The sequence below is a fragment of the Pseudoalteromonas sp. A757 genome (assembly GCF_004103285.1).
In the GTDB taxonomy this organism is placed as follows: domain Bacteria; phylum Pseudomonadota; class Gammaproteobacteria; order Enterobacterales; family Alteromonadaceae; genus Pseudoalteromonas; species Pseudoalteromonas galatheae.
In genome coordinates this window covers 246,940-259,887 of sequence record NZ_QNQN01000071.1, presented here as the reverse complement: position 1 = coordinate 259,887, position 12,948 = coordinate 246,940, and the positions used below count along the sequence as shown (strand labels likewise).

Here is a 12,948-nt window from a genome sequence, read left to right as displayed (position 1 = left end):
CTATTGAGCAAAGCTTGGATCTAGGCGGTAAGCTTTACGAAGCATTGCAGGCCATGCTAATTGACCACCGGTGCTACCGCTATGCACGACATTCGCTTGGTTATAAATGTTATCAATGATAGGTTGTGGTACAGGTACGGCTTGTTGCCCCGTTGCTTGAATCGCAACTTGAATTTCACATGCACGCTGTAAGTCATAAAAACGCATAAAGGCATCGCCGACCGTTGGTCCAACAGTTAAACCACCATGGTTCACCAGCAGCATGTGATTAGTTGTACCTAAATCATCCTGCAGCCGCTTTTTCTCATCCATATTCACCGCTAAACCTTCATAGCCGTGATATGAAAGTGAGGGTAAAGAGAACATGCTATGCTGACTCAAAGGCAATAAACCACATTCTACACTCGCGACTGCAATCGTTTCTTTAGTATGGAGGTGAATAACGCAATGCGCATCTTCTCGCACCTCGTGGATTGCACTGTGAATGGTAAAGCCCGCCGGATTTATCTGAAATGGCGTATCATCAAGAATATTCCCTTCAAGATCGACCTTCACTAAATTAGAAGCGGTGACTTCATCAAAGGTCAGACCAAAGGCGTTGACTAAATAATGATCCGTACCCGGTAAACGCGCTGACATATGCGTATAAATTAGATCTCCCCAACGAAAGTGCTCAACCAATCGATAGCAAGCGGCAAGGTCAACACGCAGTTGCCATTCTTCTGCGCTTACTTTGTCTTTTAAATTTAACTGAGGTAATTCGAACATGGGGATCCCTTATTGACTCCACATTTAGATGTATAGAAGTCTAAAATAGCTTGATTATATCTTCAACTAAAAACCACCGCGAACGGTGGTTTTTATTATCTTTGATATCTAATTTTGACGTTATTCAACTTTAGATAAATACTCTGCAATCGCATCGATTTCAGCGTCAGTGACATTAGCGACCATCGCTTTCATCGCTGCTGACATACCGTTATTACGTTTACCTGATTTGATGTCTTTCATCTGCGCCGCTAAATACTCTTTATTTTGACCATTTAGCTTTGGATACAGAGGCATGATTGGTGCTTTACCTTCTGCACCATGGCAGGTTTGACACAGCTTTGCTGTATATAATGCTTTACCATCTGCAGCTATTGAACTTGCTGAACCTAGTGCGCAAATTGCCACCGTAGTCCCTACTAGTAGTTTTTTCATCTTGCTCATATCATTACTCTTTTTATTGACGGTTAACGTTGTAAGTCAGTGTAGACTAAAGTGTGACCTAAAGCCTAATCACTACCACATCAAATCATCTGGGACTTCAAAGTCAGCGTAAGGGTCATCCTCATCACCTTGCTGATTGTCCTCGACATGGAAAACGATATATTTTTCGTCTACCTCTGCAATCTTTCTAGCAGGTTCATCTTGTAGTACGTAGAACTGCTCTTCTAACACACAAATCGCTAAACGCCCCTTTGATAGCGCTTTTTGTGTTTCGGAATTAACTTCTAACTCCTTCACCTTATTTTGGTATGTGAAGTTAAAGGTCACATTGCCGCGGATCTCATCTTGGTTATGATGCTCTAAGATCTGCTTCACGCGAGCAATTTGCTCTTTGTCTTTTAGCGTTTCTTGCTTCGCCTTATTTAGCTCTTCGGCACGCTTTTGCTGCTCGAGCTTTGTTTGCTCAATATGTTTTTGAAGGTCCGTTTGGTCGCTCGTTGCGCCCTTTTTCTTTTTCTTCTGCTGTTTACGCTTTTGTGTTTTTGCAACTTTCGCTTTGTGCTCAGTTGTTAGACCTGCTTTTAGTAACTGATCTTGCAGTGAACCCATCATGCAACTCCGTAAAATAGACTTTTCACTATTTTAACTCAGCAATTTCGATTGACCAGAGAGGAATCAGCCAATCTAATATAAAACTACCAAAATTATTGCTGCGCATCGTGATTTAGCGCAAAAAATTGTCATCTAGTTTGCTTTAATTTAAGCTAACTCATCGAAATTAAAAGCCTTATTGCTTAATGCCTGTCATACACCTATTGCTCTGCTCCGTTACCATTTTCTTTGTGCTTTACGCACCGCAGCCGCTGCTGGCTGAGTTTGCGGAGCAATTTAGTGTGTCAGCGTCAGATGCAGGCATGCTGATGTCAGCAACTATGCTACCTCTGGCTATCGCACCAATCTGCTACGGATTATTGCTAGCAAGGTCCAATCCACTACGCATTTTAAAGTGGACCATGCTGCTTTTGGCACTCAGCAGTTTAGCATTTGCTTCAATGACTTCATTTTCAGGGCTATTGTTTATCCGGTTAATTCAAGGGCTATTATTACCTGCAGCACTCACTGCAATGACAGGTTATATCGGCCAACAATTCAGTGGCTCGCAGTTGAAAAGAAACATGAGCTTGTACATCGGAAGTAGCATAGCCGGAGGTTATTTTGGCCGTACACTTGCGGCCAACTTTACGGTCTGGTTTGAGTGGCAAAGTTTCTATTACCTAAACGCATTGTTATTAATTATGCTGGCATTTAGCATTCGAGCCAGCAAGAACAAACCACCAATAATTCACGCGACAAGGATCAGGGACTACCTAACACCACTCAAGCAATCACGCCTAGTGAGATTATACAGCTCTGTATTTTGTATGTTTTTCTGCTTCGCGGGACTACTCAACTTTTTACCTTTTATACTCAAGTACGACTTTAATTTAACTGATCCCAGTAAAGTGGGCTGGGTCTATACAGGCTACTTAGTTGGTGCTTTAGGGTCCATCGTTACACCTTGGCTACAAAGTAAATTTCATTCTACCTGGCGATTTTTAGCTGTGATGTTCTTCATCTATGCTACAACCATTGCGCTATTACCCGTGGCGTCTGTATTCTTTTTTGTGGCCTTATTTACGCTATTCTGCGCCTGTATGTTTGTGATCCATTCAACCGCAGCACCATTAGCCAACAGTATTAGTCAGGCTCCAGCAACCGTCACCAATGGCGCTTATGTTTCATTTTATTATTCTGGAGGCGTGCTGGGTTCTTACCTTCCGGGTTTGATTTATGAGCAAGCTGGTATCGCTTGGTTTTGTGCGTCACTTTTTATCGTTTGTACAGTCGGCTTAGTTCTGAGTTTGAGAAATACAGTCAACCCAGTGAGGTGAGTGTCCAGTGACTTGCCAAAAGCGCTTTAAATCTTCGAGCGTTAACACCCAAGTTTTAGTATTCACTAGGGGATGACACTGCCATAAGTGCGCAGATTGCAGTTCACTATCAAGCCATAATTCGACTCGTTGCTCACTGTCGTTATGCAGTGTGAGTGCTGATACACAGCCTTGTTCCACTCCTAAATACTTTGCTAACCTGTCCGTCGATGCAAAACCTAAACGCGACACCCCTTGAGATTTAGACAGCGCTTTTAGATCGACTTGCTTATCTGCAGGAATAATAAAAAGAAAGTGTCGCTTTCCATAGTTATCTCGGAGGAAGAGGTTTTTCAGCCGCGTCCCTTTTCTCTCTAACTTTAAATTGTCAGCTTCTAGACAAGTATGTAAAGGTGGATGCTCATAATTGAGATAACTGATATCTAGCTGAGCGAGCAGCTCTGCAAGTGCACTCGGATTATTTCTGATCACAAACACCTGCCTCGTAACTGAACGCTACGCTGTCGCCAGTATACATCGGTAATTTTATGACCTGCCTTACAGTAGTTCGCCTCAAGCAACGCCGGTTTTAATAAAGCGACGGCTTGCTCTTCTAGCTTGAGTTTTAGAGAGGGGGAGTCCTCAATACGTTCAAACTCCGCAAAACGTTTTAGCTCTCCTCTTGATATTGGCTTACTTGAATCTAACTCCATTCGAGGTGTTGCTTGTACCGTTACAATGAAAGCAAATTCTTTATCGCCAGTTGGCGAAAGACGCTTATGAAAAGATTGTTTTTCGATAATGAGTTCAGGCTCATCAGGCTGTGATGCACAGCTCGCAAGTAGCCCAACAATGGCAATAACAAAAAGATAACGCAGAACCATAATTCTCTTAAGTCGTTTTATTTTCAGTTCAGTGTAACAAAGACTATAAAAAAATAGCGAAATTTTTTGTCAGGGGTTGACGAGAATATAAAAAGTGATTAGATTTTGCATCGTCTAGAGACGGAATGTGGGGCTATAGCTCAGCTGGGAGAGCGCCTGCCTTGCACGCAGGAGGTCAGCAGTTCGATCCTGCTTAGCTCCACCACTTTCTGCTCTTCTTACTTCTTACAAAATGCCCCCTAAATAGAAAAGAAAAAAGCCCAAATCTTTCGACCCGAGCTTTGCAGTTACTTATGTCATTCTGTGTCTACTACTGAGTAAGACCCCACATACCCAAGCTGGATAACTTCATTACTCTCTTATTTGGCCTTCACCATTCACTAAAAACTTTTCTGTTGTTAGCGACTCCAAGCCCATTGGCCCGTAAGCGTGTAATTTGGTTGTCGCAATACCAATTTCGGCACCTAGGCCTAACGCTGAACCATCACTAAAGCGTGAAGAGGCGTTAACCATCACGACAGAAGCATCTACACCGCGTTGGAACAAGTCCGCAGCAGCCTCGTCTTCTGTACAGATAACTTCGGTGTGGTGACTACCAAAGCGATCTATATGTGCAAGCGCTGCATTAAAATCAGCAACCTGACGAACCGCAATTTCAAGGCTCAAGTATTCCTCGCCAAACTCATCATCGCTTAACTCAACAGCATTATCGAAGTAAGCCACGGTTTGCTTACATGCATTGATTTTTACACCTCGTTCAGCCAACGCGGCAGCAACTTTCGGTAAAAAAGTCGAAGCAATATCTTGATGAACAATTAACCCTTCAAGCGCATTACATACACCAGTGCGCTGCGTTTTACCATTTAATAGAAGCGCCATTGCTTTATCGAGATCGGCCGCTTTATCTATATATAAGTGACACACGCCTTTAAAATGCTGGATCACTGGCACCGTACTATTCTCAGTAACAAAATTGATTAGACCCTCACCGCCACGTGGGATGATAAGGTCGATATACTCTTTTTGCTGCATCAGCTCCATTAGCAATGCACGATCTGGATCTGGAATAACAGAAACCAACGCGGCAGGTAAGTTATGTTTTTCAAGCGCTCTATGCATCGCTTTTGCGATTTCTAAAGAACTCGCTAGTGCTTCTTTACCACCACGTAAAATAACGCCATTACCAGATTTAAAACACAGCGCACCGGCGTCGGCGGTGACATTGGGGCGCGCCTCATAAATCATGCAAACAACACCAAGTGGCACTCGCATTTTGCTGATTTTAATGCCATTTGGTCTTACGCCCATGTCTCTGCGTGCCCCTACTGGGTCGTCCAGTTGAATGATAGTTTCAATACCTTCTGCCATGCTTTCAATTCGCGCTTGGTTAAGCGTTAACCTATCAATCATAGCGTCGCTAAGCTGGTTATCACGAGCAGCAGCTAAATCAGCTTCATTGGCTCTAATAATCGCTTCGCTGCTTTCGCGGATCCCTTTCGCCATATCTGCTAGAACAGCGTTTTTTTGCTCTGTAGTTAATAGTGCTAACTGTTTCGCCGCTTTTGCAGCCTGTGATGAAATATCTGTAATTAAACTCATGTCTTATGACTTCTCCAATAAAGCTATATCTTGTTCTGAAATAACGGGTCCGATACTATCTTGAATTTTTTCGCTGATCGGACTCTCTTCATGTTCAGTTAAAAAGTTCAGCAGGCAGCTACTGTAATTGGTGGTCGCTTTTGCTAATCGCTTCCCATCTTTACTTCTTACGAGTATGGTATCACCAACAGAAAATTCACCTTTTACTTCAGTGATTTCATCACCACTTAACTGACCCACGACTTGGTTTTCACTAGAACCGTAATCGCTGTCTACAACTAGCTCTCCCTGCTCAGAGGCTGTGTGAGTCATCCAATGCACCGCTTCTTGCATCGGTTTATCATAAGCAGTAAATACAGTCCCAGGGTTTTTCCCCGCCAACAACAATTCAAAGGTCGTTTCCTCGAAGCCGTTAACAATATAGGTATCTATACCGTGAGAGGTCGCCTTTTCAGCGGCTTCGATTTTGGTCTTCATACCACCGGTGCCAACCTTACTCGTTGGACAACCTGCCATATCGTAGATTTCTTCGGTGATCTCAGTTACCTCTGAAATCAGCTCTGCGTCAGCGTGTAAATTAGGATTTTTGTTATATAAACCGCTAACATCAGAACAAATAATTAGCCCATCAGCATCAGCTGCCCCAGCGACCATGGCTGATAAATTATCGTTATCACCCACCTTCAGGTCGTCTGTGGTCACGGTGTCATTTTCATTGATAATAGGCAGTATTCCATGATCGAGTAAAGTGAATATTGTTTCACGAATACTGGTGTATCGCTCTCTATCACGTAGGTCGCCGTGAGTCAGCAATATCTGCGCCGACGGGAAGTCGAAGAAACGGTCCCACGTAGCCATCATCTCGGTTTGGCCAGCTGCCGCCATCGCTTTTTTCACCGCAATGCTAGGCTGCTCTGCGTTTGGAAATAAGTGCGACCCTGCTGCGACTGAACCAGAAGAGACGAGGATCACTTCGATACCACGGGCTCGACAACGCACGATGAATTGCGCAATGCTGAGTAAATAGCGGGATCGACACCCATCTTGCTCTGGCGCGATTAGCGCACTCCCGATCTTGATTACAATACGTTTTGACTGTTTCATCGACATAAATTCCTGCATTAAATTAACCACCCACTCACGAGTTGGTACTCCAAATATCTCCTATTAGAAGACAACAGAAAGCGCAATGCATCGACCAAAAAGTCGGCAAATAGATAAAACAAACAGACGTGCGACGGCGAAGACCTTAGTCCCATCATGTCGCCACACATGCTAAACCCAGACACAGTAACGATCGTTAACTGGCTGACATTTCACTAATAGAAGATTGATTGTGACATCAAGTACTTAACCCTTGACGTCGAGCCGTTTCCAACAGGGCCACCATGGTTTGGTGCGGCCGGAAAGGCTGTACCGCAATGAATAATTGCGTAATGAGTAGATTGTGAATGACGGCGCGACTTACTCCACGCCTTGAACGCTTATTACCTTAACTTAAGCTCGGGTAAGATTGCAACCCTATCCCATGTTAATTATTTATGACCACCATAAATCAATTTTATAATAGCTTATTTTCAGTAATTTATTCACTTTACCCTCATTCGCGCTGTGTTATAACAGGATGCTAGCTATACTGATAAAAATGTTGGGATAATCCAACCGGGGAGAATCTATGTCAGCAATCTACATTGCAGGTATTGCAGTATGTTCTGTAATAGCACAATGGCTTGCTTGGGCCTTTAAGGTTCCAGCAATTTTGTTTTTACTTCTTATTGGCCTTGCTTTGGGACCGTTTAGCGGCACGCTGGACCCAGATGCCTTACTCGGGGATTTACTCTTTCCCGTCGTCTCGCTTTCTGTCGCAGTTATCCTCTTTGAAGGCTCGCTAACCCTACACTTTAAAGAACTCAAAGGGATTGGCAAGGTCGTACGTAATCTCTGTTCTATCGGGATGCTGGCAACCTTTGCGGTGATAGCAACGACCGCTATTTTCGTGCTGGAGCTTAACTGGCAAGTTGCCGCTGTTTTGGGAGCCGTACTTGTGGTGACCGGTCCAACGGTTATTGCTCCAATGCTGAACGCAATGCGCCCAGACAAAGACATAGATCGTATTTTACGTTGGGAAGGTATAGTCATAGACCCAATTGGTGCACTCTTTGCCGTACTTGTATTTGAAGCAGTCTCTTTAGTCGGTGGCGAAGGTATCTTTAGTCACACCTTGTGGGCGCTAGTATCAACCCTTGGTGTTGGGATCAGTATTGGTGTCGCATCAGGTTACCTAACCACATACCTAATAAGAAAAGAGTGGCTTCCTTTCGAGCTTCACAAATTCGCCATTTTAGCGCTAGTGTTGTTTAGCTTTACGCTATCGAATCATCTGAGCCATGAGTCGGGTTTACTAGCCGTGACCATCTTTGGTATTTGGCTCGCGAACCAAGACGACTTGGAAATCGATTCAGTGTTGGAGTTTAAAGAAGATCTTTCAATGATCCTGATTTCGAGCTTATTTATCTTACTCGCGGCACGACTCAAGCTAGAAGATTTAATGCTACTAGACACCGACGTCTTTATCTTTCTCGCGATAGTATTGTTTATTGCTCGACCACTGTCGATATTCTTATCGACGTTCAACACTGACTTACCGATAAAGTCTCGTATTCTGTTAAGCTGGATAGCTCCTCGAGGCATTGTTGCTGCAGCCGTTGGCTCAGTTTTTGCGTTGAGTATGACAAAATCACAAATCGCAGATGCGGATAAAATGGTGCCACTCATTTTCACCGTTATCATCATTACGGTAGTATTACAAAGCCTAACGGCAACGCCTTTCGCGCGTCTTTTAGGAGTTCGTCAACCAAAACCCAATACCTTACTCATTATTGGTGCAAATCATGTAGCAAGAGCGGTTGCTAAGGGCTTAAAAGATCAAAATGTTGATGTTTACCTATCCGATCCCGCATGGGAAAACTGCAAAATGGCAAGAATGGACGGGCTGCCTTGTTACTATGGTAATCCACAGTCGGAACATGCAGAACGTTACCTGCCGTTGACCAGCCTAAAATCGGTCTTAGCGCTTTCACCTAACCGCCACCACAACGCATTAGGTGTACAATACTTTTCTCACTTACTTGGTGATCAGTGTGTTTATTCGCTCAAATCATCCACTAACCATGCTAAGGCGAACAAAGATAGTGCTACTTTTCTTTCTCGCCAAATCTTGTTTGGTGACGAAGGTAATTACGCCAAGCTAAGCAGCATGATGGCAAAGGGCGGCAAAGTAAGCGTAACTCGGATCTCAGAAGAGTTTAAATGGGAACAGTATAAAGAGGTTAACAGTGAAGCAATCCCACTGTTTGTACTCACAGAGCAGAACAAAGATGAAGAGCCTTTGTTGATCCGCCCATTTACCTCTGACATGAAAAGGCTACCAGAAGAAGGCGATCGCGTATTAGCGTTACAACCGCCTAAGTTAACGGTGCTTAAAGATCCAAACGCCAATAAAGAAGGCCAAATTGGTGCAAAGCTTAGCAGCCAGCAAATCACTTAACCTGAGATTTGGATCAGCAATAAACAAGCGTACGAGCCTTATTTAGAAGCAAGCTAAGCGGCGTAAATCACGCCGCTTTTACTTTCCACTCACAACCTGCTGAAAGTAATATCTATTGACCCGACGGAGTTAACCTAAGCTCAGGCTATATAGGCAACCTAGCGCGCTTCACCACGCTATCTGGCATTTTATTTGCCAACTCCCCTAGTGCTACCTGAATTCGCTTATGTAGCTTTTTATCAGCAACTGCGGAATGGAACAGCCATCGATAGGCATCTTCATAGTCTCTAGGACTGCCATGACCTTGATTAAACACATCTACAAGCCTTAATTGAGCATTTAAGTTACCAAGTGCTGCGGCCTCTCTAAGATAGGTTACCGCCATTGCTTTATCTTCTTGCACCAACTGGCCAACATCATAGTAACGACCTAATTGCTCAAGCGCCGCCGCAAGGCCCTGCTCTGCCGCCCTTTTCATATAATAAAGACCGAGTTCAACATTTCTGTCTACACACACGGCATAAGCTAGCATGTCACCATAGAGAAATTGATACGAAGGCAGCGCCATAATTTCAGCACGCGCTTCAATATCTTTAACTAACTGACACTCATCCGCCTTAACCCGAGCGAGGTGTTGATTTTTTTCAATCAGCGCTAATAGCTCTTGCTGCGTGTATAAAGGCACAGCTTCGATTGCCTCTTCGGCAGATACTTTGCTCTGTATACTGAGACTTAAGGAAACACTCAATGCTGTAGCTGCAAAATAACGAAGTAAGTAATTCATCGAAGACCCATCAAAGTAAAGCTGATTATTTAACTATAGCAGGCTACAAAAGCAACTTACTTGCTCTGCAGCAACATCGACACTCAAATATGATTAAGCATTATTTACGCCAAAGCGCAGTCTAATTTTATCATATGAGCAAACATTCGCTTATTTATCGGCAGGAAGACAAAAACTTGTAGGGTAATAGACACAAAAAAAGCTGCCGTAGCAGCTTCTTTCTTTATGAATCGACAGCTGGATTATTCAGCAAAAGGGTTGCGAACAATCATTGTCTCAACGCGGTCTGGGCCTGTTGAGATGATATCAATTGGCACGCCAGTGATTTCTTCTAGGCGCTTGATATAGTTGATAGCGGCTTCTGGAAGCTGCTCAACTGAAGTTGCACCAAAGGTGTTTTCGCTCCAGCCAGGCATTTCTTCGTATACCGGAGTTACTTTCTCGTAGCCTTCAGCAGCAAGTGGAGTCACATTGGTCACTGTGCCGTCTTCTAACTGGTAACCAGTACAGATTTTTACTTTTTCTAGACCATCAAGTACGTCTAGTTTAGTTAAGCAGAAACCACTGATGCTGTTGATTTGAACTGCACGGCGCATTGCCACAGCATCAAACCAACCTGTACGACGTAAACGACCAGTTGTTGCACCAAACTCATTGCCTTTCTCACCTAAATGCTTGCCAACTGGGTCTTGCTTGTCTTGACCGTCGTAAAGCTCTGTAGGGAAAGGACCTGAACCAACACGAGTTGTGTAAGCTTTAACAATACCTAAAACGTAATCTAAGTGTAGAGGACCAAAACCTGCACCAGTCGCAACACCACCTGCCGTCGTGTTTGATGAGGTTACGTACGGGTAAGTACCGTGGTCAATATCAAGTAATGTACCTTGCGCACCTTCAAATAGAATATGGTCGCCAGCATTACGCGCTTGATCAAGTAGTTCAGTAACGTCAACAATCATTGACTTAAGTACTTTTGCTACTTCCATTGCATCATCGTATGTCTTCTGGAAGTCTACTGGGTCTACTTTGTAGTAGTTAACCAAAGCGAAGTTGTGGAACTCTAGTACTTCTTTAAGCTTCGCAGCAAATTGCTCTGGGTTGAAAAGATCACCAACACGTAAACCACGACGTGCAACCTTATCTTCGTACGCAGGACCAATACCACGGCCAGTTGTACCAATGGCTTTTTCACCACGCGCTAATTCACGCGCTTGGTCTAGTGCAACGTGGTAAGGCAAGATCAAAGGACATGCTTCGCTGATCAATAGACGCTCACGTACAGGAACGCCACGAGCTTCAAGCATGTGGATTTCTTTCATTAGTGCATCTGGTGCAAGTACTACACCATTACCAATTACACATTTAACGTCTTCGCGTAGTACACCTGATGGGATCAAGTGTAGTACCGTTTTCTCACCGTTAATTACTAGTGTATGGCCAGCATTATGTCCGCCTTGGTAGCGAACAACTAAAGAAGCCTTATCTGTAAGTAGGTCAACTACTTTACCTTTACCTTCGTCACCCCATTGGGTGCCTAATACAACGACGTTTTTACCCATTGCAAATTCACTTAGAAAAAATTAGGCGCAGATTTTACCAGAAAACCATAGCTGAAATCACCCCAATTTGCCTAATTTTTCTGCTTTCAATAAGATTGATGATGTAAAGCATCAAGGCAAGTTACATAACTTGTTGAAAAGGTAGATTAATAGCTGAAAATCAAACAACGTATTTTATTTTTATATCAAAATAGCTGGATTGTTCGGATTAATCGATAACTATCTCTTTGTTATCAAAAGTAAACTTTTATAAAACGTAAAAAACCCAAAGGTTAACCTTTGGGTTTTTAAAAATATAGCTCTAGCTTGCTGGCTAGCAGTTAAGCTTTGGGTAGCTAGCCTATAGCTCTAAATCATTTTCAACTTCAGCAAGGCCTTTATCTTCTCCCTCTTCAGGCATAATAACCGCTTGCGCTAGGAGCATTTCTCTCAACTTGCCTTCAATTTCGTTGGCAATCTCAACATTTTCTTTTAAGAACTTAATTGAGTTTGCTTTACCTTGACCAATCTTACTGCCGTTGTAGCTAAACCAAGCACCCGCTTTATCAACTAGTTTGTGTTTCACACCTAAGTCTATCAACTCACCTTGTTTCGACGTACCCTCGCCATACATGATGATGAACTCAGCTTGTTTAAATGGTGGTGCAACTTTGTTTTTCACAACCTTAACACGAGTTTCGTTACCAACAACCTCATCACCTTCTTTCACTGAGCCGATACGACGAATATCAAGACGTACGGATGCATAGAATTTAAGTGCGTTACCACCAGTTGTGGTTTCAGGGTTGCCAAACATCACGCCAATCTTCATACGAATTTGGTTGATGAAAATACATAATGTGTTCGAGCGTTTGATATTAGCTGTAAGCTTACGCAATGCTTGTGACATGAGTCGAGCCTGCAAGCCAACGTGTGAATCACCCATATCGCCTTCGATTTCAGCTTTAGGGGTAAGTGCAGCTACCGAGTCAATAACAACCAAATCAACCGCACCAGAACGAACTAACATGTCACAAATTTCAAGCGCTTGTTCACCGGTGTCAGGCTGAGACACCAGTAGTTCATCAACATTAACCCCTAGCTTCTCAGCATAGATTGGGTCGAGCGCGTGCTCAGCATCAACGAACGCACATGTTTTTCCCATCTTTTGCGCTTCTGCAATCGCTTGTAATGTTAGCGTTGTTTTACCTGATGATTCTGGGCCATAGATTTCAACAATACGACCAGTTGGTAAGCCGCCGATACCAAGTGCAATATCCAGACCTAATGAACCCGTTGAGATGGCTTCAATATCTAGCGCCTTGTTCTCACCCAGTTTCATGATTGAGCCTTTACCAAACTGACGCTCAATTTGTGATAGTGCTGCGTCTAATGCCTTTTGCTTGTTATCGTTCATTTGCTTCTCCAATTCAGCGTAATGACACCTAGTATACTGTATGAAATCACAGTATCA

Annotated in this window: 12 protein-coding genes and 1 tRNA gene; 3 read left to right on the top strand and 10 right to left on the bottom strand. The window is 43.5% G+C overall.

Annotated elements, in window-relative coordinates; genetic code table 11:
• The 3 genes from DRB05_RS15435 to DRB05_RS15425 all read right to left on the bottom strand — a co-directional run bounded on the left by DRB05_RS15435 (nt 1) and on the right by DRB05_RS15425 (nt 1,821).
• Nucleotides 1-768 (bottom strand): class II aldolase/adducin family protein, encoded by a 768-nt coding sequence (locus DRB05_RS15435; protein WP_128727724.1) that lies wholly within the window; start codon nt 766-768, stop codon nt 1-3.
• Nucleotides 769-888: 120 nt separating this feature from the next.
• Entirely contained in the window at nt 889-1,212 is a 324-nt protein-coding gene (locus tag DRB05_RS15430) for a c-type cytochrome (RefSeq protein WP_128727723.1), read from the bottom strand.
• Between the two features lie 72 nt (nt 1,213-1,284).
• Complete coding sequence (locus DRB05_RS15425) at nt 1,285-1,821, bottom strand: DUF2058 domain-containing protein (RefSeq protein WP_010378951.1); 537 nt, start codon at nt 1,819-1,821, stop codon at nt 1,285-1,287.
• 188 nt (nt 1,822-2,009) lie between these two features.
• On the opposite strand from DRB05_RS15425, the gene DRB05_RS15420 reads away from it, so the two are divergent.
• Nucleotides 2,010-3,143, top strand: coding sequence for an MFS transporter (locus tag DRB05_RS15420; RefSeq protein WP_128727722.1), 1,134 nt, complete (start codon nt 2,010-2,012; stop codon nt 3,141-3,143).
• On the opposite strand, the gene DRB05_RS15415 is transcribed toward DRB05_RS15420, so the two are convergent.
• The gene (locus DRB05_RS15415; RefSeq protein WP_128727721.1) at nt 3,102-3,614 is read right to left on the bottom strand and encodes a prolyl-tRNA synthetase associated domain-containing protein; all 513 of its coding nucleotides are present in this window, start codon (nt 3,612-3,614) and stop codon (nt 3,102-3,104) included. The genes DRB05_RS15420 and DRB05_RS15415 overlap by 42 nt on opposite strands.
• Nucleotides 3,611-4,006, bottom strand: coding sequence for a hypothetical protein (locus tag DRB05_RS15410; protein ID WP_128727720.1), 396 nt, complete (start codon nt 4,004-4,006; stop codon nt 3,611-3,613). The genes DRB05_RS15415 and DRB05_RS15410 overlap by 4 nt, the downstream gene beginning before the upstream one ends.
• A 129-nt stretch (nt 4,007-4,135) precedes the next feature.
• Here DRB05_RS15410 and DRB05_RS15405 point away from each other — a divergent pair.
• Nucleotides 4,136-4,211: transfer RNA gene (locus DRB05_RS15405), tRNA-Ala, on the top strand.
• Between the two features lie 146 nt (nt 4,212-4,357).
• Here DRB05_RS15405 and DRB05_RS15400 read toward each other — a convergent pair.
• Nucleotides 4,358-5,605, bottom strand: coding sequence for a glutamate-5-semialdehyde dehydrogenase (locus tag DRB05_RS15400; protein WP_128727719.1), 1,248 nt, complete (start codon nt 5,603-5,605; stop codon nt 4,358-4,360).
• Between the two features lie 3 nt (nt 5,606-5,608).
• On the bottom strand, nt 5,609-6,709 hold the full coding sequence (gene proB / locus DRB05_RS15395; RefSeq protein ID WP_128727718.1) for a glutamate 5-kinase: 1,101 nt from the start codon (nt 6,707-6,709) through the stop codon (nt 5,609-5,611).
• A gap of 571 nt (nt 6,710-7,280) precedes the next feature.
• Here proB and DRB05_RS15390 point away from each other — a divergent pair.
• Complete coding sequence (locus DRB05_RS15390) at nt 7,281-9,152, top strand: sodium:proton antiporter (protein WP_128727717.1); 1,872 nt, start codon at nt 7,281-7,283, stop codon at nt 9,150-9,152.
• A gap of 145 nt (nt 9,153-9,297) precedes the next feature.
• Here the strand turns inward: DRB05_RS15390 and DRB05_RS15385 are convergent, their stop codons facing one another.
• From DRB05_RS15385 to recA, 3 genes are all read right to left on the bottom strand, one after another.
• On the bottom strand, nt 9,298-9,936 hold the full coding sequence (locus DRB05_RS15385; RefSeq protein WP_128727716.1) for an SEL1-like repeat protein: 639 nt from the start codon (nt 9,934-9,936) through the stop codon (nt 9,298-9,300).
• Between the two features lie 242 nt (nt 9,937-10,178).
• Nucleotides 10,179-11,495, bottom strand: a complete 1,317-nt coding sequence (locus DRB05_RS15380; protein ID WP_095729680.1) for an adenylosuccinate synthase — start codon at nt 11,493-11,495, stop codon at nt 10,179-10,181.
• Nucleotides 11,496-11,835: 340 nt separating this feature from the next.
• Entirely contained in the window at nt 11,836-12,891 is a 1,056-nt protein-coding gene (gene recA / locus DRB05_RS15375; RefSeq protein ID WP_128727715.1) for a recombinase RecA, read from the bottom strand.
• Nucleotides 12,892-12,948: the final 57 nt, after the last annotated feature.